The organism is Aeromonas sp. 25-AL00135, assembly GCF_054052385.1.
The window spans coordinates 121,994-141,932 of sequence record NZ_JBSTYQ010000012.1; the positions used below are offsets into that span (position 1 = coordinate 121,994).

Below are 19,939 nucleotides of genomic sequence, written 5' to 3' on the forward strand. Positions count from 1 at the left end.
GCTATGCAGAACTGGAAAGTGACCCCGGCCGAGGTGTTTGCCGCCTCCCCGCTGGTACCCGTGATGGTTATCAACGAGCTGGATCAGGCCCTGCCGATGGCCAAGGCGCTGCTCGACGGCGGCATCTCTGTCTTCGAAATCACCCTGCGCACCCCGGTGGCGCTCGATGCCATCGCCCTCATCGCCAAGGCGATGCCGGATGCCATGGTTGGTGCCGGTACCGTGCTCAACTGCGAGCAGTTTGACGCAGCCGTCTCTGCCGGTGCCCGCTTCGTCATCTCCCCGGGGATGACCCCGGCCCTGCTGGCCCACGCGGCCAAGAGCACCGCACCGCTGATCCCGGGCGTGGCCACTCCGTCTGAAGTGATGCAGGCGCTGGAAGCGGGCTATGACCACCTGAAGTTCTTCCCGGCCGAAGCGAACGGCGGTACCAAGGCGCTCTCCGCCATTGCCGCCCCGCTGCCCCAGGTGAAGTTCTGCCCCACCGGCGGTATCGGCCCGAAAAACGTGGCCGACTATCTGGCACTCAAATGCGTGGCCACCGTCGGCGGCTCCTGGATGCTGCCGGCCGATGCGGTCAAGAGCGGCAACTGGGAAGAGGTAACCCGCCTCTCCCGCGAAGCGGTTGAACTGGTTAAACGCTAAGCATCAGTTGTGCAGAAAACCAAACAGGCCACCCTCGGGTGGCCTGTTTGCTATCAGCGTGGCTTCAGTGTGTGCGGGAAGGGATTACCCCAGACTCTCCCCGACATAGAGGGAGAAGCCGATATCCTTGCGGGTGTCGGATTGGGATTGGCCGTTGAGACGCGCCAGCAGCATGGTGGCCGCCTCCCGACCGATCGCTTCCCGCGGGGTGGCGATACTGGCTAGTTTGGGGGTCATGGCGTGGCCGATGTCTAGAGCGTTGCAACCGGCGATGGCGATCTGCTGGGGCACCGGGATCCACTTGGCCTGACACTGCAGCAGAGCACCCACCGCTAGGTCATCGTTGGTGCAGAACAGGCCGTCGAGGTCGGGATAGCGTACCAGCGCCTGATCCAGCAGCTCGCCCCCCAGAGTGAAGCTGGAGGATTGTTCGGTCAGCAGATGCTGGCCGGTGAGGCCGAAGTCGGTCATCGCCTGATAGTAACCCTCCATCCGCAGCTGGGTGCGCACGTCGAGCCGCGCCCCCAGATAGACCACCTTGCGTCGGCCCCGGCGCAGCATCTCTGTTACCATGGCCCGGGCCGCGGCTCTATGGTCCATGCCGACCACCATATCGATGGGGGTTTGCGGCAGATCCATGGTCTCCACCACCGGAATGCCGGCGGTGGCGATCATCTTGCGGGTGCGCTCTGTGTGCTGGCTGTCGGAGAGGATCAGCCCATCCACGTGATAGGAGAGCAGGGACGCGACCTGCTCCTCCTCCCGCTCCGGACTGTAGCCGTAGTGGGCCAGCAGGGTCTGGTAACCGGCCGGTCGGGTCACCGACTCGATGCCGTGGATCACCGCCGAGAAGACCTGGTTGGAGAGGGAGGGGATCAGGATGCCGATCGCCTTGCTGGTCGCGTTGGAGAGAATGTCCGGCGCCCGGTTGGGGATATAACCCAGCTCTTCCACCACAGCCGCGATCCGCTCGCGGGTCCCCTCCGCCACGGTCTGCGGGTCGCGCAGATAGCGGCTGACAGTCATCTTGGTCACGCCGGTCTGGTCGGCGATATCTTGCAGGGTGGGGCGGCGCTTGCGGGTGGGGCTCATAGGGGTGTCCAGCGTGGATGTTACATGTAACATTACCGTTTTTGGCGGATAAAGTCAGCATATGAAGCCGTTTTTGCAGGAGTTTTCCGATGATCAGAGGCAAGCAGTTCGTGGATGTCCGGTTCGAGCAACAGGATGTGGAGGGGGAGCAGTTCTCGGAGTGCCGCTTTATCGGCTGCAACTTCTCCTGGCTGGATTTGAGCGATAGCCGCTTCATTGACTGCAGCTTCTACGATCGGGAGAGTGAACGGGGCTGCCTGTTGCAGGGTTGCGATCTGCGCGAGGCCAGCTTTCTACGCTGCGATCTCACCATGGCCGATTGCAGCCGCAGCCAGTGTCTGGGGTTGGAGATGCGCGACTGTCAGGCGGTCGGTATCAACTTCAGCCATGCCAGCTTCGCCAACCAGATCACCGCCAAAAGCTACTTCTGCGAGGCCCATCTGACCGGCAACAACTTCAGCTATGCCAGCTTCGAGGGCTGCCTGCTGGAGAAGTGCGAGCTGACCGGCAACCGTTGGCAGGGGGCCAACCTGTTTGGTGCCTCGCTGGTGGGTTCCGATCTCAGCGGCTCCGAGTTTGGCCAGATTGACTGGACCAGCTTCAAGCTGCAGGGCTGCGATCTGCGCCAGTGTGACCTGCCGGGGCTGGATTTACGGCGGGTCGATCTGCAAGGGGTGCAGATCAACGAGGATCAGCAGCAGACCTTGCTGGAGCAGATCGGTCTGGTTGTCTTCCCCTGAGCCGAGCGGAAAATTAGGTAATTTTTCATCAAATGGGACCGACAATGGGGAGGGCGCTCCTGAAACGACAAAAGCCTGCGTGATGCAGGCTTTTGCTAGTGAGCGTGTGACGCGTTTGTCGGCTGGGTTGACTCAACCCTTGGCCAGCCATTTGGTCGGGTTGATCGCCTCGCCCTGATAGCGAATTTCGAAGTAGAGGCCAGGTCTGTCCTGACCGCCACTGTCACCGACCAGTGCCACCGGTTCACCCTGTTCCACATTCTGGCCAACCTGACGCAGCAGCGACTGATTGTGACCGTAGAGGCTCATATAGCCTTTGCCGTGGTCGATCACCAGCAGCATACCGAAGCCGTCGAGCCAGTCGGCGTAAACCACTTGTCCCGGTGCAACCGCCTTGACCTGGGTTCCTTCGCTGGCGCCGATCAGGGTGCCTTTCCACTTGAGCTGGGCGGTACGGGGCGAGCCATAGGAGATGAGGATCGGCCCCTGTACCGGCCAGCGCAGGCTGCCATTGGTCTTGAGACCACTGTAGTGACCGGCACTGCTGATGCCCGAGCCGCGCTCTGGTTTGCTGCTGGCCACCTCTTCGGCAGGTTCTGCCGGTTTGACGGTTTTATTCTGCTGGGCGGCGAGTCGTTGTTGCTCGGCGCGGCGCTGTTCGGCCAGCTTGCGCTGACGCTCCTGCTCCGCTTTCAGCTTGGCCAGCCGTTCCCGCTCGGCCCGTTCACGGCGCTCCTGCTCTTCCCGCTTGCGACGCAGCTCTTCCAGCCGAGCTTTCAGCGCTTTCTCCGCCTTGACCAGCTTGGTGAGCTTCTGCTCGTCATCCTGTACCGACTGCTGCAACTGGTTGCGCACCTTGGCCCGGCTCTGCTGGCTGGCCAGCAGGGTCTGGTGATGCTCCTGCTGTTCGGCAAGCAGGGTCTGCAGTCTGGTTTCGGTCTCTTTGGTTGCCTGCTGGTTTTTCGCCAGCTTGTCACGGGTGGCGCGCAGGGCGTCGATGGCCTCGATGCGGGCCTTGTTGAGGTAGTCGTAGTAGTCGAGTGAGCGGCTCAGTTTGGCCGGATCCTGCTGATTGAGCAGCAGTTTGAGGTAGTCGTGGTTGCCCGCCTGAAAGGCGCTCTCCGCCTGTTTGGCCAGCAACTGCTTTTGATGTTTGGCTTGAACTTCCAGCGCCAGCTTGTCTTTTTGCAGGGTCGCCAGCGTCTGCTGGTTCTGTTTCAACTGCTGCTTGGTCTGGTTGAGTTTGGCGGCGGCGGCCGAGATGGCCTGCTCGTCAGCCTTGAGTTGGGTATTGAGCTTGGCAAGCTCCTGCTTGCTGAGCTTGATGGTCTTCTGTTGCTCTTTGATCTGGGACTGCATGGTCCCCAGCTGCTGATTGGCGGCCAAAGCCGGTTTGCTGGCGCCAAACGACAGGCAAAAAAACAGCGCGCCGGCCAACAGGCCGACGCGACTGGTTTTCTGTGAAATAACTTCGCATCCCCGCATGGGGAAGGATTATTTCAGAATCATCAGGGGCTTGCCAGTCATTTCCGGCGGCACCGGCAGACCCATCAGGGTCAGCATGGTGGGGGCCAGATCGGACAGTTTGCCACCTTCAACTACCTCGGCTTTGCGACCGAAATAGATGAGCGGAACCGGCAGATTGGTGTGGGCGGTGTGGGCCTGACCAGTCTCTTCGTCCAGCATCTTCTCGGCGTTGCCGTGGTCGGCAGTGATCAGGCACTCGCCACCCACTTCGGCCAGGGCGTCGGTGACGCGACCGATGCAGTGGTCAACGGCTTCACACGCTTTGACGGCGGCATCGAATACACCGGTGTGACCAACCATGTCGCCATTCGGGTAGTTACAGATGATGACGTCGTACTTGCCGCTCTTGATGGCCGCAACCAGCTTGTCGGTCAGCTCTTCGGAGCTCATCTCCGGCTGCAGGTCATAGGTCGCCACTTTCGGGCTGGCCACGATCTCGCGATCTTCGCCGGTGAAGCAGGACTCTTCGCCACCGTTGAAGAAGAAGGTGACATGAGCATACTTCTCGGTTTCGGAGATGCGCAGCTGGGTCTTGCCCTGCTTGGCCAGCCACTCACCCAGGGTGTTGACCAGAGCGGTCGGCGGGTAGGCACAGGCAGTTTTGATGTCGGCCGCGTATTCGGTCAGCATCACGAAGTTCAGCTTCGGCTCGACTGCACGGGCGAAGCCGGTGAAGTCGGTGTCAACGAAGGCGCGGGTGATTTCACGGGCACGGTCGGCACGGAAGTTCATGAAAATCAGCGCATCGCCATCTTCCATCGGTGCAGCTTCGCCGATGCGGGTGGCTTTGACGAACTCGTCGTTCTCGTCGCGAGCATAGGCGGCAGCCAGTGCTTCGGTGGCGCTCTCGGCGGTGAACTCGCCCTTGCCCTGGGTCATCAGGTCATAGGCTTGCTGCACGCGATCCCAGCGGTTGTCGCGGTCCATGGCGAAGTAACGACCGATCATGGAGGCGCAGCGACCCTTGCCCAGCTTGGCGAACAGGGCGTCGAACAGCTCGATGGAGGACTGGGCGGAGCGCGGCGGAACGTCGCGGCCATCCAGGAAGGCATGCAGGTAGATCTTCTCGGCGCCACGCTTGGCGGCCATTTCGATCATGCCCATGATGTGCTCTTCGTGGCTGTGTACGCCACCCGGGGACATCAGGCCCATGATGTGAACGGCTTTGCCGTTGGTCACGGCAGCGTCAACAGCCTTGGCCAGCTCGACGTTCTGGAAGAATTCGCCATCCTGGATGTCTTTGGAGATGCGGGTCAGCTCCTGATAGACGATGCGACCGGCACCGATGTTGACGTGGCCCACTTCGGAGTTGCCCATCTGGCCATCCGGCAGACCCACGTCCAGGCCGGAGCCGGAGATCAGGGTGCTGGTGTAGTCACGGGCCAGACGATCGAGGTTGGGAGTCTTGGCGGCAGCGACGGCGTTGTGCTCTTGCTTGGTGCTGTAGCCCCAACCGTCCATGATGACCAGAACCAAAGGTTTCTTAGCTGTTGACATAAGACTATGTCCTCTCGGATTGGAAAAAATGCGGGAAATGAAACTAGCGTAATATTACTACATCTGCCGAAATAGTCACCTGATAGCCAAGGGGCGCTCCCGTGGCCCCGCAAGCCACGCCCTTCCTGCCATGCTCGCTGCCCAATGATGATGGGAGCCTGCTCGCGCTTTGCCGCCAAGATGGCTGATCTTATCAATACCCCCATGTATACTCGGGCCCTTGTCTTGGTCCCTGGATAGTAGAAGATGCAAGAGTATTTGGATTTTGCGGCCCGTAACCCGCTGCTGACCGCAGCCTGGTTGGGTCTGGCTGGCACCCTGGTTTACACCACTGTGCGTGCCCGTTTGTCCCCGGTAAAAACCGTCAACAACCACACCGCGACCCTGCTGATCAACCGCGAGAATGCCACCGTGGTGGATATTCGCAGTCAGGAAGAGTATGCCAAGGGCCATCTGGCCGGTGCCCAGCACCTGCCGCTGACCCAGATCCAGAGCAATAATCTGGGCCCGGTTGAAAAGCATAAAGATGCCCCCATCATAGTGGTGTGCGAGTCGGGAATGACTGCGGGCGGCGCGGGCCGTCAGCTGAGCAAAGCTGGCTTCAAGCAGGTTTATGTGCTCGGCGGTGGCATGGCCCAATGGCGTGCAGAAAATCTGCCGGTAACCAAGAAACGCTGATTTAAGCAGGGCCTGAGCCCACTTATCCATATAACAAGGAATCAAACGAAATGGCTGACGAGATCAACAACCAGGAAGTACAACCGGAATTTCACATCCAGCGTGTTTACACCAAGGATGTCTCTTTCGAAGCGCCGAACACCCCGCACATCTTCCAGAAAGAGTGGCAGCCGGACGTCAAGCTGGATATGGATACCAAGACCAACATCCTGGCTGAGAGCGTGTACGAGGTTGTCCTGACCCTGACCGTAACCTGCAAACTGGAAACCGAAACTGCCTTCCTGTGCGAAGTACAGCAAGCCGGTATCTTCACCATCGGCAACCTGCCGGAGCCGCAACTGGCTCACTGCCTGGCTGCCTTCTGCCCGAACATCCTGTTCCCGTATGCCCGCGAAGCCGTGGCCAACATGGTGAGCAAGGGTTCCTTCCCGCAGCTGAACCTGGCACCGGTCAACTTCGATGCCCTGTTTGCCCAGCACATGGCGCAAGCACAGGCCCAGCAGGCGACTGCGGAAGCCTGATAATGGCTGACCAGATCGCTATCTCGGTCTTGGGGGCGGGGTCTTATGGCTCCGCCCTTGCCATTTCTCTGGCGCGCAATGGTCATCCGACCCTGCTGTGGGGTCACGACCCCGCTCATGTCGCCGAGCTGGAACAAGACCGCTGCAACAAGGCATTTTTGCCTGATGTCCCCTTTCCCGCCGATCTGCAGCTGACTGCGGATCTACAACGTGCGGTACAAGCTGCCCCCGTGCTGCTGCTGGTCGTGCCGAGCCATGTATTTGGCGATGTGCTGACCCGGATCAAACCCTTCCTGCGCCCCGATACCCGTATCGCTTGGGCCACCAAGGGTCTGGAGCCGGACAGTGGCCGTCTGCTGCAGGACGTGGCCCGTGAAGTGCTGGGTGACGAGATACCGCTGGCGGTGATCTCCGGTCCCACCTTCGCCAAGGAGCTGGCTGCCGGTCTGCCGACCGCTATCTCGGTCGCCTCGACTCACGATGAGTTCGCCGACGATCTCTCCCATCTGCTGCACTGTGGCCGCTCGTTCCGGGTCTATACCAATCCGGACTTCGTCGGTCTGCAGCTGGGTGGGGCGGTGAAGAACGTCATCGCTATCGGTGCCGGTCTCTCCGACGGGCTAGGGTTTGGCGCCAATGCCAGAACCGCGCTCATCACCCGGGGTCTGGTGGAGATGCAGCGTCTGGGTGCGGCGCTGGGTGCCGATGCCAAAACCTTTATGGGGATGGCGGGGCTCGGGGATCTGGTGCTCACATGTACCGACAACCAGTCGCGCAACCGTCGCTTCGGGCTGGCCCTCGGGGCTGGCAAGGATGTGAACACCGCCATGACCGAGATCGGTCAGGTGGTGGAGGGGTATCGCAACACCAAAGAGGTGCATCTGCTGGCGGCCCGCTGCGGCGTCGAGATGCCCATCTGCGAGCAGATCTTCAAGGTGCTCTACGAGGGTAAGAACCCGAAAGAGGCGGCCATCGCCCTGCTGTCGCGAGACAAGAAGGACGAGTAATCTGCCGATTGCCCATGCAAAAGGCCCCGCCATCTGGCGGGGCCTTTTCTTTGCAGCATGTTTTTGCCACAAGGGCTGTGCAAATCAGTAGTAGGAGTGGTCGCCGCGCTGGTGCTCGGTGGCGTCTTTCACCCCGTTGAGCTCGCCCGGGAACTTCTCCAGCAGCTGCTTCTCGATCCCCTCTTTCAGGGTGTAATCGACCATGGAGCAGCCGTTGCAACCGCCGCCAAACTGCAGGATGGCCAGTTTGTCCTCGGTCAGCTCGACCAGAGTGACCTTGCCACCGTGACCGGCCAGCATGGGGTTCACTTCGGACATCAACACGTACTCGATGCGCTCGATCAGCGGCGCGTCATCGGCCACTTTACGCATCTTGGCGTTCGGCGCTTTCAGGGTGAGCTGGGAGCCCATCTGATCGGTCACGAAATCGATGGTGGCATCCACTAGGAAGGGGGCGCTCAGGGGATCGACCATGCAGTCGAAGCCGCTGAAGGGCAGGTGTTGATCTTCCGGGTCCACGGCATCGGGCGGGCAATACGATACGCCACACTCGGCATTCTGGGTTCCCGGATTGACCACAAACACCCGGATATTGGTGCCATCAGGCTGTTTTTCCAGCAGTTTACGGAAATGGGCCTGGGCGGCGTCGGAAATGCTGATCATCACTATCCTCATAAACCTGAGTGTACGACTAGGGTATTCATGATAACGCGGTTATTAATGCTTGGGTAGCATGCCGATGGCTACTTGCTGTGCCGAAGGGTACGACAGATTGCCCACACTTCTACCTTTGTGATGCCGCTCTCATGGAGCAAACGGCTGAGCTGACCGGCGGTGGCACCTGTGGTCACAACGTCATCGAGCAGGGCAACATGGCGATAGTGGTGGGGGCGGATCCGGAATGCCCCGCGCAGATTGCGCCGTCGCAGCCCGGCGCTGAGAGTTGTTTGCTGTGGGGTTGCCTTGATGCGCTGCAACAGGGTGTTGTCGCAGGGAATGCCGGTGAGCTCGCCAAGGGTGTGCGCGATCTCCTCCGCCTGATTGAAACCGCGCCGCCACTGTCGCCACCAGTGCAGGGGAACAGGAATGATCGCCTCCGGCGGCTCGCGGCCATCCAGATGATCGGCCAAGAGGCGTGCCAGTAGCGGCGCCAGCAGGATCTGGCCGGAATATTTGAGCCGGGGGATCAGCATGGGGTAGGGGGTTTGGTAGTCGCCGATCACCTGCAGCCGCTCCCAGGGGGGAGGTCTGCGCTGGCAGCGGCCGCAGACCGGTATGCTCTCTTTTATATAGTCAGCCAGCGGTGCGGCGCAGAGGCGGCATCTTGGCTCTGATTGGTGCAACGCCTGCCGACACCAGCTGCAGAGCAGGGGCTCGTTGTCACAAGGCTGATGACAGAGCAGGCAGCTCCCTTGCCAGTCGGCGTGGCTGCCGAGCAGTGGGCTTGCTTTAGCGAGCAGTCGCTTTAACATGCTGACCCCAAGAGCATGAACAGGGATCTTTAGTCTAGATGAGCATATCGGTAGAGCAGTTTGGCCAGGGGCCCGATCTGGTGCTGTTGCACGGTTGGGGGATGAATGGTGCGGTCTGGCATGGCATTGCCCAACAGTTGGCGTCCCACTATCGGGTTCATCTGGTGGATTTGCCCGGTTTTGGCAACAGCCCGCTGGCAGACGAGGTGGATTACAGCCTGCCCTGGCTTGCCGAGCAGGTGGCTGCCATCATGCCGCAGAAGTGCCATCTGCTTGGTTGGTCGCTCGGGGGGCTGGTGGCAAGCCAGTTGGCGCTGATGCATCCCGATCGGCTGCACTCCCTGATCACCGTGGCCAGCTCCCCTTGTTTTATGGCCCGCGACGAGTGGCCGGGTATCGCCCCCAAGGTACTGACCGGCTTCAACCAGATGCTGGCGGGGGATTTTCGCCAGACCATAGAGCGCTTTCTGGCGATCCAGGCGATGGGCAGCGAACATGCCCGGGACGATATCCGTCAGTTGCGCCACTGGCTGGCCGAGCGGCCGGCGCCCGAGTTTGCCGCACTCGAGGCTGGACTGACACTGTTGGCCGAGATTGACCTGCGCGAACCGCTGCAGGAGCTCGATCTGCCCTGGTTGCGGATCTATGGGCGACTGGATTCATTGGTACCCAAGGCGGCCATTCCCCTGCTGGATGATCTCTATCCTGCCAGCCGCAGCGTGACCCTCAATAAGGCCTCACACGCACCTTTTATCTCCCACCCTGACGAATTCATTGAAATCGTTCGAGATTTTGTTGGATAAAAAATAGTCAATAAGCTTCATTAATCCTCTGGTCTGGCGGATAATTAAGCTGTGACCAGAGGAGTAACATCATGCGTATTGATTCTGCTTTCAACAGCGGGGTACAGGGATTTCAGCGAGCCGAGCAGATTGCCGACAAGGCATCCAATCAGATCGCCCGTCTCAACACCCCCAGCGGGGATCAGGTGCAAGTGACCGATGAGCTCGTCAATCTCAAGGTGGCCGAGCTGCAGGCTGGCGCTTCCGCCAAGGTAGTGCAGACCGCCAGCGATATGATGGGAACCCTGATCGACATCCGGGTGTGAGATGAACATCAATGTCAGTCTGCCCCCCCTTATTCCGACACAGCTGCAACCTCAGGTGGAAGCAGCGAGGACGGATAATCGCCGGGCAGAACTGATCCCGCAGGCCCGGGCGGGCCAAGCCTCCGTTGCCGAATCTGAAGTCGGCTCCCAGAAAGAGAAATCCAAAGCCGGTCAAGCCTCCAGCAATCAGACCTCCCAGAACAGCCGTGAAACCGGGCAACCAGCGCCGACGACACTGCCAGATAATCGCTTTGTCGAGGCCACCGGTGAGGATGGGCAGCGCAAGCAGCAAGATCCCAAACAGCAGGAGCAGCAACAGCGGCAAGAGCAGCAGGTTCAGGATCTTGTCGAGCGTGACAAGGAGGTGCGCACTCACGAGCAGGCGCACCAGTCTGCGGGTGGAGAGTACGCCAGCTCGCCCACCTATCAGTTTACGCAAGGGCCGGATGGCAAGCGTTATGCGACGGGTGGCGAAGTCCAGATCGATACCAGTGTCGTACCCGGTGACCCTGCCGCTACCATTGCCAAGATGCAGCAGATCCGCGCTGCAGCGCTGGCGCCTGCCGAGCCTTCCGCGCAGGATCTGGCCGTCGCGCGCAGCGCCGCCGCCAGTGAAGCCAAGGCGCGCAAAGAGCTGATGGCCGAGCAGAGCGCAAAATCGGGCGGCGTGCTGAGTGCCTATATGGACAAGCGCAACAGCGTCATCGCGGGCCACTATCAACAGGCTGTCAGCCCGGCCTCGACCCAGTCCCTCAGTCTGCATATCTGAATCCCCCTCACCAAACTTTCAGCTGCTTTGCCTGTTTTGCAACTAACCTGAAGATCAGGCCCATTCCAATTTCACAGGAGCTGTCATGCATTTCGATGAAGTCAAAGCGGAAGATTTCACCACCTTCTCCCGTGTACCGCCCCCCCACCTGCAGATGGAGCAATTTCTGATGCAGCTAGGAGGAGGGGGAACTGAAGGAACCAGTTTCAAGAAGAAAGTGATGCTGGCGGCTGGCTGGAGCCACACCGGCGTCGTCTCTTACGGCAAGTATCCGCAAGAGGCCTGCAAGGCATTCAACCGACTGCGGGAGGTGCTGGCCCAGCATGGAGAGCCCGAGAGCATTCTTGCTGCCCTGGCGCAGTGATCCTGAGCTTCGCGTGTAAAAAAGCCCCTAGCGGGGCTTTTTGCATTCAGAGGCGTTCCGGACGGTGTCGTTACTTTTTCGCTTTGGAGAGCGCTGCCGCGAAGGCGTTGCCCATGGCACCACCCATAGGGGGGCTTTGGCGCGGCTCATTTCTTGGTTTGGTGTTGCCAGCACTGCTGTTGCGCGCTTCAGCCGACTTGCGGGCGGGCTGCCCTGCCTTTTCGTCGAGGCGCATGGTCAGGCTAATCCGCTTGCGTGGGGCGTCCACTTCCAACACCTTGACCCGCACAATATCGCCCGCCTTGACCACCTCGCGGGGATCCTTGACGAAACGGTCGGTCAGGGAGGAGATGTGCACCAGACCGTCCTGATGAACACCGATATCGACGAAGGCGCCGAAGTTGGTGACGTTGGTGACCACCCCTTCCAGTACCATCTCTGGCACCAGGTCGCTGATCTGCTCCACCCCTTCCTTGAAGGTAGCGGTCTTGAACTCGGGGCGCGGGTCGCGGCCCGGCTTGTCCAGCTCGCCGATGATGTCGGTGACGGTAGGCACGCCGAATTGCTCATCGGTGTAATCGGCCGGTTTCAGGCTGCGCAGCAGGCTGCTGTTGCCGAGCAGGCTCTCCACGGTCTGCTCCAGCTTGGCGAGGATCCGCTCCACCACCGGATAGGACTCCGGGTGCACCGCCGAGCTGTCGAGGGGATTGCTGCCGCCTCGAATGCGCAGGAAGCCGGCGCACTGTTCGAAGGCTTTGGGGCCGAGTCGGCTCACTTTCAGCAACTGCTGACGGCTCTTGAAAGCGCCGTGCTCATCCCGATAGGCGACGATGTTCTGGGCCAGCGTCTGGGAGAGGCCGGAAACCCGGTTGAGCAGGGCGACCGAGGCGGTGTTCACATCGACCCCGACCGCGTTCACGCAATCCTCTACCACGGCATCCAGCCGACGGGCCAGCTGGCTCTGGCCGACGTCGTGCTGATACTGGCCGACCCCGATACTCTTGGGATCGATTTTGACCAGTTCGGCCAACGGGTCTTGCAGGCGGCGGGCGATGGAGACGGCGCCACGGATCGAGACGTCGAGATCCGGGAACTCCTGAGAGGCGAGTTCGGAGGCGGAGTAGACCGAGGCTCCTGCTTCGCTCACCACTATCTTCTGCGCCTTGGCGGCGGGGTAGCGCTCGAACAGGTCGCTCACCAGCCGGTCGGTCTCCCGCGAGGCGGTACCGTTGCCGATGCTGATGAGCTCGACCTTGTGTTTCTGGCACAGCTCGCTCAGGGTCTTGAGGCTCTGATCAATCTGGCGTTTCGGTTCGAACGGATAGATGGTGGCGTGATCGACCAGCTTGCCGGTGGCATCCACCACGGCAACCTTGACCCCGGTGCGGATGCCCGGATCCAGCCCCATGGTGCAGCGCATGCCCGCCGGGGCCGCCATCAGCAGATCCTTGAGGTTCATGGCGAACACCTTGATTGCCTCCTCCTCTGCCGATTCGCGGATGCGACCGATCAGCTCTGTCTCCATCTGAAGCGACAACTTGATCTTCCAGGTCCAGCTCACCACCCCTTGCAGCCACTTGTCGGCCGGGCGGTTCTGCAGATTGAGCTTGAGGTGGTGGGCAATGATCCCTTCGCAGGGGCTGGCACTCTCGTCGTCACCGGTGACCAGCGCCAGATTGAGGATCCCCTCATTGCGGCCGCGCAGCATGGCCAGCACCCGGTGGGAGGGGGCCTTGTGCAGGGGTTCGTCGTGTTCGAAGTAATCCTTGAACTTGGCCCCTTCCTGCTCCTTGCCTGCCACCACGCGGGCGCGCAGGGTGGCATTTTGCCACAGGTAGTCGCGCAGCTTCTCCAGCAGGTCGGCCTGCTCGGCGAAGCGCTCCATCAGAATATAGCGGGCGCCGTCGAGGGCAGCCTTGCTGTCGGCAATGCCCTGTTCGGGATTGAGGAAGGTGGCTGCAGCTTGCTCGGGATCCTGCATCGGGTCGCTGAGCAGCAGGTTGGCCAGCGGCTCCAACCCGGCTTCGATCGCCATCTGCCCCTTGGTGCGGCGTTTGGGCTTGTAGGGGAGGTAGAGGTCTTCCAGCCGGGTCTTGCTGTCGGCGCCGTTCAACTCGCGGGCCAACTCGGGGGTCAGCTTGCCCTGCTCTTCGATGGAGCGAATGATCACCTGACGGCGGTCTTCCAGTTCACGCAGATAGCCGAGGCGGCTCTCCAGCGTACGCAGCTGGCTGTCGTCCAGACCACCGGTCACCTCTTTACGGTAACGGGCGATAAAGGGCACGGTCGAGCCTTCATCCAGCAGGCGCACTGCGGCCTGCACCTGCTCCGGGCGAGCATTGAGCTCTCCGGCAATCTGTCTCTCTATGGTTTGCATCATGATGTTGTTGAGGGCCTCTGTGGTCGAGTCCGCGCCATCAGGCGCCAAGTGTGAGCACTATATGGGGTCGTGTTGCGGGATGCCACCCTGCGCCGGGGTCTGCACCCGTCAGACTGATACAGTCGCAGGGGAGGGCGTTTATCTTGCCATTGCACCAGTGACTCAGGATGTGCCTGTGGCAAGCAGTCCGGCTATTTGGGGTAGCTGATCTCGTTGATATACCAGCAGACGTCACCAACTGGCGTACGGACGATGGCCTCATCCCCGACCTCTTTCTTGAGCAGGGCGCGGGCCATGGGGGAGTCGATGGAGATGTAATCCTTGCGCTCGAAGATCTCGTCATAGCCGACGATGCGAAAGCGCTTGGTCTCGCCCTCATCGTTTTCCACCTCGACCCAGGCGCCGAAGAAGACCTTGCCCTCCTGCGCGGGGGCATAGTCGACGATCCCCAGCTCTTCGAGGCATTTGCGCAGGTAGCGCACCCGCCGGTCTATCTCCCGCAGCCGCTTCTTGTTGTACTGGTAGTCGGCATTTTCGCTGCGATCCCCCAGGCTGGCGGCCCATGCCACCTTCCTGGTGACCTCGGGGCGCTCCTGACGCCAGAGGAAATCGAGCTCTTCTTTCAGCTTGTTGTAGCCTTCGCGGGTGATCAGCTTTGTCTTCATGGTGATGCGGACCTGGTCAAAGAGGGGTAATCATCGCTAACTGCTCGGGAATATTAGCTTTTGTCCTCCTTCTGTCGAGAGAAATTGCGCCAGCTTGGCGGGAGCCATTCAGCGGTACTGGTCTGGAGGAGGGCTTGACGGCCGTCACGCTCTGATCATGGGTAATAACCGGTAACATATTTATGCTTTTCTCCCGCGATATCCCCCCCTAGTATGGTGGGCAGCGAAAGAATGAAGAGGCAAAGCAATGAGTCAGCAGCAATACAAGGTCCTGGTCGTGGACGATGACCTGAAATTACGTTCCCTGTTGGAACGCTATCTCACCGAGCAGGGATTCGTAGTGCGCGGCGTGGCCAATGGCGAGCAGGCCGATCGCTTGCTGACTCGTGAAAACTTCAGCCTGATGGTGCTCGACCTGATGTTGCCGGGGGAGGATGGGCTCTCCATCTGCCGCCGTCTGCGGGAAGCGGGTAACCAGATCCCGGTGCTGATGCTCACCGCCAAGGGGGATGAAGTGGATCGCATCGTCGGGCTCGAGATGGGGGCCGATGACTATCTGCCCAAGCCGTTCAACCCCCGCGAACTGCTGGCGCGGATCCGTGCCGTGCTGCGCCGTCATACCGTCGAGTTGCCCGGGGCCCCCTCGGCTGCAGAGAAGGTGGTCAACTTCGGGGCCTTCCAGCTCAATCTCGCGACCCGCGAGCTGAGCCGGGATGGCGAGCCTATGGCGCTCACCAGCGGTGAGTTTGCGGTGCTCAAGGTGCTGGTCAGCCATCCGCGTGAACCGCTCTCCCGCGACAAGCTGATGAATCTGGCCCGTGGCCGCGAATACACCGCCACCGAGCGCAGCATCGACGTGCAGGTCTCTCGTCTGCGCCGCCTGCTGGAGCAGGATCCGGCCCAGCCCCGCTACCTGCAGACCGTCTGGGGTCTGGGGTATGTGTTCGTGCCAGATGGTGACGGTGCATGAAAAAGGTCGGCAGCATGTTCTCGCGCATGCTCTGGTTTCTGGCCGCCGTTCTGGTGGTCTATCAAGCAGTCTCCTACGTCACCTTCTACAACTATCTGCTGGCGCCAACCGTCAAGCAGATCAGTCACTTGCTGGCCAATCAGGTCAAGCTGATCTTTCCGGTTAACACTGAACAACTGGCGCTGAGCGAAGATGCCGAGGCGCTGGTCTATGTGACGACCGGTACCGACATCTATACCCAGAGCGAGGCGGTGCAGCATGGCTTCAACGATGCCAAGCCGTACCCCTATCTGGAGGAGAACATCAGTCGCGAACTGGGTGGCCCGGCCAAGGTGCGGGTCGAGATCCAGGATCACTACATCATCTGGATCCAGCCGCCGCAGGCCAGCAAAATCTGGGTGCGGATCCCGCTGACCGAGATTGAAGATGACGATATCGAACCCCTCATCATCTATCTGAGCGTGCTGCTGGTGATCACTCTGTTTGCGGCCTGGCGCTTTGCCCGGCAGCTGGTGCGCCCGCTCGAGGATCTCGAAGCTGGTGCCGTTGCTGTTGCCAGGGGTCATTTCCCCGAGGCGCTGGGGGAGCTGGGCTCAAGGGAGGTGCGGCGGCTGACCCGCACCTTCAACCATATGTCGCACTCCATCAAGAGCCTGATCGAAGAGCGTAACCTGATGATGGCGGGGGTTTCCCACGATCTGCGTACCCCGCTGACCCGCATCCGGCTGGCGACCGAGATGATGTCCTCCGGTGACGAGTACCTCAAGGAGAGCATCAACGCCGACATTGATGAGTCCAATGCCATCATCGATCAGTTCATCGATTACATCCGCCCGGATGAAGGTCAGGATCTGGAGCCGATCGACCTGACCCAGCTGGTGCACGATACCTTGCTGATCTACTCGGAGCAGGGGCTGGAGGTCGATCTGGCGCTGCCGCAAGAGGCGGTGCGGGTGGCCTGCAATCCGGTCAGTATCCGGCGAGTGTTGAACAACCTCTCAAGCAACTCGCAGCGTTACGGGGCGAGCCGCTTGTATGCCGAGTTGAAGGACGACGGGCACTGGGTGCGCCTGCGCCTCTCCGATGATGGCCCCGGGATTCCGGAGCAGGACTACTCCCGAGTGCTCAAGCCGTTTACTCAGGGTAATGTGGCGCGGACCGTTGGCGGCAGTGGGCTGGGGTTGGCCATCGTGGCCAAGATAGTCGCCCAGCACCACGGCACTATCCGGTTGGGAAGTTCGGAACTCGGCGGCCTGCTGGTCGAGATGCGGCTGCCGAAACATCAGCCACAGGAGTGGATGGATTGAGAGAAGGGCGTATCCGTGGATACGCCCTTCTGCATGGTCAGCTCTTGGTTTCGACTGATGCTCGATAGCGTTTGCCGTACTTGAGCTGCTGGATCAGCAGGGCGGCCACGATGAGCGCCAACCCGATGGGAGTGGCTGGATGGATGGCTTCGCCGATCAACAGGTTGAGCAGCACCAGTGAGGCAAACGGCGAGATAAAGATGAGGTTGCTGATGGGGGCCGTGTTGGTGGCATGGCGCAGCGCCATCAGCCAGAGCACGAAACCGAAGCCCATTTCGAACAGTCCCACATAGATGGCACCAGCCCATCCCTGCCAGGCGGTCATGGCAAAATCGGAGAGCAACCAGGTCGCCACGACGATAAAAGGCAGGCTGATCATAAAGCCGAGCAACAGGCTGACAATGGGATCCCCCTGATTGCGGGTGTTGAGGATCCAGTAGCTGGCCCAGATGAGGGTCGAGACCAGCGCCAGCGTCACGCCGAGGGGGCTGTCGAACTGGAGGCCGAATACATCCCCTCTGGTGGCGATCACCAGCGCGCCAAAATACCCCAGCACGATAGCGACGCCATCACGCCGACGCAGCTTCTGGCCGAGGAAGGGGACGGCCAGCAGACTGAGGGTAATGGCCCAGGTATAGTTGAGGGTCTGTGCCTGCTGGGCAGGCAGCAGATCATAGGCTTTGAACAGCAACAGGTAATAGAGAAAGGGATTCAGCACGCCCAGAGTCAGGTAGTAGAAAGGGCGGGCCTTGATGTAGCTCCTCAGCAGCGGCAGTTTGCCCTGTTTGGCGACGACGGCTGTCAGCGTGAGAGTCGAGGTGACGGCGGCCACAAGCAACAGTTGCACAGGTTCGAAATAGGCGAGGGAGATCTTTAAGGCGGTGGCGACCGTCGACCAGAGGGCAACGGCGCAAAGGCCATACTGATAGGCTTTCTTTTGATCTTTGAGCATGGGATGTCGTTCCACTGACAGAGGCAAGCGCACAGTCTACCAGTCTGCTTGTAACATTGTCGTTACCTTGGTTCGGCAGCAGAGTGTGTTGCCGCAGGCGAGATCCATCTGTCACATAAAACTGCGCATAATCTGTTCGCTCTCCCTTGCGCAAATTTGAAAAATCCGTATAATCCCCTCCGCTTACCCATGAGGTAAGCCAGACGATATGTCTGCTGCTGAGTTTCCTGTTTACAGGAGCCAGCCATACAGTCCTCCCGATATGGGGGGAAACGTGAAAAATCACACCTCTGGCGGGAGCAATCTCGGTCGGGCGGTGTTGATTTATGTTCTTTTATCTATTGGAGCTCTGTCAATGCAGAACCAAAGAATCCGTATCCGCCTGAAGGCTTTTGATCATCGCCTGATTGATCAATCCACTGCGGAAATCGTTGAAACTGCTAAGCGCACTGGCGCGCAGGTTCGCGGTCCTATTCCGCTGCCGACTCGCAAAGAGCGCTTCACCGTCCTGATCTCCCCGCACGTCAACAAAGATGCGCGTGATCAGTACGAGATCCGCACTCACAAGCGTCTGGTAGACATCGTTGAGCCGACTGACAAGACCGTAGACGCCCTGATGCGTCTGGATCTGGCAGCTGGTGTAGACGTCCAGATCAGCCTGGGTTAATTACGGAAAGAGGTTGATAACAATGACAATCGGTCTTGTAGGTCGCAAAGTGGGTATGACTCGCATCTTCACTGAAGATGGCGTTTCTATCCCGGTGACTGTTATCGAAGTTGAAGCTAACCGTGTAACTCAGGTCAAATCTGTAGAAACCGACGGCTACAACGCTATTCAGGTTACCACTGGCGCCAAGAAAGCCAGCCGTGTGACCAAGCCGGAAGCTGGCCACTTCGCCAAAGCTGGTGTAGAAGCCGGTCGCGGTCTGTGGGAATTCCGCCTGAACAACGGTGAAACTTTCACTGTTGGTAGCGAGCTGAAAGTAGATCTTCTCGCTGACGTTAAGCTGGTAGACGTTACCGGCACATCCAAAGGTAAGGGCTTTGCTGGTACTGTTAAGCGCCACAACTTCCGCACCCAGGATATGACCCACGGTAACTCCTTGTCTCACCGCGTTCCGGGTTCTATCGGTCAGAACCAGACTCCGGGTCGTGTATTCAAGGGCAAAAAGATGGCTGGTCACATGGGTGCTGAGCGTGTAACGACTCAGAACCTGGAACTGGTTCGTGTTGACGCTGAACGCAACCTGCTGCTCATCAAAGGTGCAGTACCGGGTGCAACCAACGGCAACGTGATCGTCAAACCTGCCGTCAAAGCGTAACGTCTGAGGAGATAGTAATGGAATTGGTAATGAAAGACGCCAAGAGCGCTCTTGAAGTTTCCGAGACTACCTTCGGGCGCGAATTCAACGAAGCTCTGGTTCACCAGGTCGTCGTTGCATATGCCGCTGGTGCCCGTCAGGGTACTCGTGCGCAGCTGACTCGCTCTGAAGTGTCTGGTGGCGGCAAAAAGCCGTGGCGTCAGAAGGGTACTGGTCGTGCCCGTGCTGGCTCCATCCGTTCGCCCATCTGGCGTTCCGGTGGTGTGACTTTTGCTGCTAAGCCGCAAGATCACAGCCAGAAAGTAAACAAGAAGATGTACCGCGGCGCTATCCGTAGCATTCTGTCCGAGCTGGTACGTCAAGAGCGCCTGATCGTTGTTGAGAAGTTCGGCATCGAAGCTCCGAAGACCAAAGAACTGATCGCCAAGCTGAAAGAAATGGAACTGACTGACGTTCTGATCGTGACTGCTGAAGTCGATGAGAACCTGTTCCTGGCTGCTCGCAACCTGTACAAAGTTGACGTGCGTGACGTTGCCGGTATCGACCCGGTCAGCCTGATCGCTTTCGACAAGGTTCTGATGACTGCTGATGCAGTTAAGCAAATCGAGGAGATGCTGGCATGATCCGTGAAGAGCGTCTGCTGAAAGTTCTGAAGGCTCCGCACATCTCTGAAAAGAGCACCATGGTTGCAGAAAAGCAGAACACTATCGTGTTCAAAGTTGCTGTTGATGCTACCAAGGCGGAAGTCAAAGCTGCAGTTGCGAAACTGTTCGAGGTCGAAGTTGAGACCGTCCGTACCCTGAACATGAAGGGTAAGACCAAGCGCGCAGGTGCACGCGTAGGCCGTCGTTCCGATTGGAAAAAGGCTTATGTGACCCTGAAAGCTGGTCAGGACATCGACTTCATGGGCGCAGCCGAGTAAG

23 protein-coding genes are annotated in these 19,939 nt (G+C 59.8%); 15 read left to right on the plus strand and 8 right to left on the minus strand.

Annotation, left to right across the window (positions count from 1 at the left end; translation table 11 throughout):
• Positions 1-3 precede the first annotated feature (3 nt).
• Positions 4-645: a bifunctional 4-hydroxy-2-oxoglutarate aldolase/2-dehydro-3-deoxy-phosphogluconate aldolase gene (locus ACW5XC_RS12905; RefSeq protein WP_021230777.1), complete on the plus strand. Its 642-nt coding sequence runs from the start codon at positions 4-6 to the stop codon at positions 643-645.
• Between the two features lie 84 nt (positions 646-729).
• Here the strand turns inward: ACW5XC_RS12905 and ACW5XC_RS12910 are convergent, their stop codons facing one another.
• Entirely contained in the window at positions 730-1,737 is a 1,008-nt protein-coding gene (locus tag ACW5XC_RS12910) for a substrate-binding domain-containing protein (RefSeq protein ID WP_042054228.1), read from the minus strand.
• Positions 1,738-1,826: 89 nt separating this feature from the next.
• Here ACW5XC_RS12910 and ACW5XC_RS12915 point away from each other — a divergent pair, with 89 nt between their 5' ends.
• Positions 1,827-2,477 carry a Qnr family pentapeptide repeat protein gene (locus ACW5XC_RS12915; protein ID WP_042054227.1) on the plus strand — a complete coding sequence of 217 codons (651 nt, stop codon included), beginning with the start codon at positions 1,827-1,829 and terminating at the stop codon, positions 2,475-2,477.
• 132 nt (positions 2,478-2,609) lie between these two features.
• On the opposite strand, the gene envC is transcribed toward ACW5XC_RS12915, so the two are convergent.
• Both envC and gpmM read right to left on the minus strand, forming a co-directional pair.
• Complete coding sequence (gene envC, locus ACW5XC_RS12920) at positions 2,610-3,962, minus strand: murein hydrolase activator EnvC (protein WP_042054225.1); 1,353 nt, start codon at positions 3,960-3,962, stop codon at positions 2,610-2,612.
• Between the two features lie 9 nt (positions 3,963-3,971).
• Positions 3,972-5,501, minus strand: a complete 1,530-nt coding sequence (gene gpmM, locus ACW5XC_RS12925) for a 2,3-bisphosphoglycerate-independent phosphoglycerate mutase (RefSeq protein WP_042054223.1) — start codon at positions 5,499-5,501, stop codon at positions 3,972-3,974.
• A 246-nt stretch (positions 5,502-5,747) separates the two neighbouring features.
• On the opposite strand from gpmM, the gene ACW5XC_RS12930 reads away from it, so the two are divergent.
• The 3 genes from ACW5XC_RS12930 to gpsA are packed head-to-tail and all read left to right on the plus strand — an operon-like array spanning position 5,748 to position 7,707.
• Positions 5,748-6,179: a rhodanese-like domain-containing protein gene (locus tag ACW5XC_RS12930; RefSeq protein ID WP_005340640.1), complete on the plus strand. Its 432-nt coding sequence runs from the start codon at positions 5,748-5,750 to the stop codon at positions 6,177-6,179.
• Positions 6,180-6,229: 50 nt separating this feature from the next.
• Positions 6,230-6,700 (plus strand): protein-export chaperone SecB, encoded by a 471-nt coding sequence (gene secB / locus ACW5XC_RS12935; protein WP_042054222.1) that lies wholly within the window; start codon positions 6,230-6,232, stop codon positions 6,698-6,700.
• 2 nt (positions 6,701-6,702) lie between these two features.
• Complete coding sequence (gpsA, locus tag ACW5XC_RS12940; RefSeq protein ID WP_005356865.1) at positions 6,703-7,707, plus strand: NAD(P)H-dependent glycerol-3-phosphate dehydrogenase; 1,005 nt, start codon at positions 6,703-6,705, stop codon at positions 7,705-7,707.
• 84 nt (positions 7,708-7,791) lie between these two features.
• On the opposite strand, the gene nfuA is transcribed toward gpsA, so the two are convergent.
• A complete protein-coding gene (gene nfuA / locus ACW5XC_RS12945; protein WP_005340636.1) occupies positions 7,792-8,370 on the minus strand; it encodes a Fe-S biogenesis protein NfuA in 579 nt (192 codons plus the stop codon).
• 80 nt (positions 8,371-8,450) lie between these two features.
• Positions 8,451-9,179: a ComF family protein gene (locus ACW5XC_RS12950; protein WP_042054221.1), complete on the minus strand. Its 729-nt coding sequence runs from the start codon at positions 9,177-9,179 to the stop codon at positions 8,451-8,453.
• Positions 9,180-9,217: 38 nt separating this feature from the next.
• Here ACW5XC_RS12950 and bioH point away from each other — a divergent pair, with 38 nt between their 5' ends.
• The 4 genes from bioH to ACW5XC_RS12970 all read left to right on the plus strand — a co-directional run bounded on the left by bioH (position 9,218) and on the right by ACW5XC_RS12970 (position 11,420).
• Positions 9,218-9,982, plus strand: coding sequence for a pimeloyl-ACP methyl ester esterase BioH (bioH, locus tag ACW5XC_RS12955; RefSeq protein WP_042054220.1), 765 nt, complete (start codon positions 9,218-9,220; stop codon positions 9,980-9,982).
• Positions 9,983-10,053: 71 nt separating this feature from the next.
• Positions 10,054-10,287 carry a flagellar hook protein FlgE gene (locus ACW5XC_RS12960; RefSeq protein ID WP_042054219.1) on the plus strand — a complete coding sequence of 78 codons (234 nt, stop codon included), beginning with the start codon at positions 10,054-10,056 and terminating at the stop codon, positions 10,285-10,287.
• Between the two features lies 1 nt (position 10,288).
• Positions 10,289-11,056 (plus strand): putative metalloprotease CJM1_0395 family protein, encoded by a 768-nt coding sequence (locus ACW5XC_RS12965; protein WP_042054218.1) that lies wholly within the window; start codon positions 10,289-10,291, stop codon positions 11,054-11,056.
• An 85-nt stretch (positions 11,057-11,141) separates the two neighbouring features.
• The gene (locus tag ACW5XC_RS12970) at positions 11,142-11,420 is read left to right on the plus strand and encodes a hypothetical protein (protein ID WP_005340630.1); all 279 of its coding nucleotides are present in this window, start codon (positions 11,142-11,144) and stop codon (positions 11,418-11,420) included.
• Positions 11,421-11,490: 70 nt separating this feature from the next.
• On the opposite strand, the gene ACW5XC_RS12975 is transcribed toward ACW5XC_RS12970, so the two are convergent.
• Together ACW5XC_RS12975 and greB are read right to left on the minus strand one after the other, a co-directional pair.
• Positions 11,491-13,800 (minus strand): Tex family protein, encoded by a 2,310-nt coding sequence (locus ACW5XC_RS12975; RefSeq protein WP_042054305.1) that lies wholly within the window; start codon positions 13,798-13,800, stop codon positions 11,491-11,493.
• A gap of 191 nt (positions 13,801-13,991) precedes the next feature.
• Positions 13,992-14,465 (minus strand): transcription elongation factor GreB, encoded by a 474-nt coding sequence (greB, locus tag ACW5XC_RS12980; RefSeq protein WP_005340627.1) that lies wholly within the window; start codon positions 14,463-14,465, stop codon positions 13,992-13,994.
• A 247-nt stretch (positions 14,466-14,712) separates the two neighbouring features.
• On the opposite strand from greB, the gene ompR reads away from it, so the two are divergent.
• A complete protein-coding gene (gene ompR, locus ACW5XC_RS12985) occupies positions 14,713-15,435 on the plus strand; it encodes an osmolarity response regulator transcription factor OmpR (RefSeq protein WP_005340625.1) in 723 nt (240 codons plus the stop codon).
• On the plus strand, positions 15,432-16,742 hold the full coding sequence (envZ, locus tag ACW5XC_RS12990; protein WP_042054216.1) for a two-component system sensor histidine kinase EnvZ: 1,311 nt from the start codon (positions 15,432-15,434) through the stop codon (positions 16,740-16,742). Before ompR ends, envZ begins: the two co-directional genes overlap by 4 nt.
• Positions 16,743-16,779: 37 nt before the next feature.
• Here the strand turns inward: envZ and ACW5XC_RS12995 are convergent, their stop codons facing one another.
• Positions 16,780-17,694, minus strand: coding sequence for a DMT family transporter (locus ACW5XC_RS12995; protein WP_042054215.1), 915 nt, complete (start codon positions 17,692-17,694; stop codon positions 16,780-16,782).
• Positions 17,695-18,049: 355 nt separating this feature from the next.
• Here ACW5XC_RS12995 and rpsJ point away from each other — a divergent pair, with 355 nt between their 5' ends.
• From rpsJ to rplW, 4 genes are read left to right on the plus strand one after another with little or no spacing between them, the layout of a single operon-like run.
• Complete coding sequence (gene rpsJ / locus ACW5XC_RS13000; RefSeq protein WP_005307944.1) at positions 18,050-18,361, plus strand: 30S ribosomal protein S10; 312 nt, start codon at positions 18,050-18,052, stop codon at positions 18,359-18,361.
• Between the two features lie 22 nt (positions 18,362-18,383).
• Entirely contained in the window at positions 18,384-19,016 is a 633-nt protein-coding gene (rplC, locus tag ACW5XC_RS13005; RefSeq protein WP_005340620.1) for a 50S ribosomal protein L3, read from the plus strand.
• Positions 19,017-19,033: 17 nt separating this feature from the next.
• The gene (gene rplD, locus ACW5XC_RS13010; protein ID WP_005340616.1) at positions 19,034-19,639 is read left to right on the plus strand and encodes a 50S ribosomal protein L4; all 606 of its coding nucleotides are present in this window, start codon (positions 19,034-19,036) and stop codon (positions 19,637-19,639) included.
• Positions 19,636-19,938, plus strand: a complete 303-nt coding sequence (gene rplW / locus ACW5XC_RS13015; RefSeq protein WP_005307955.1) for a 50S ribosomal protein L23 — start codon at positions 19,636-19,638, stop codon at positions 19,936-19,938. Before rplD ends, rplW begins: the two co-directional genes overlap by 4 nt.
• The last annotated feature ends 1 nt before the right edge of the window (position 19,939 follow it).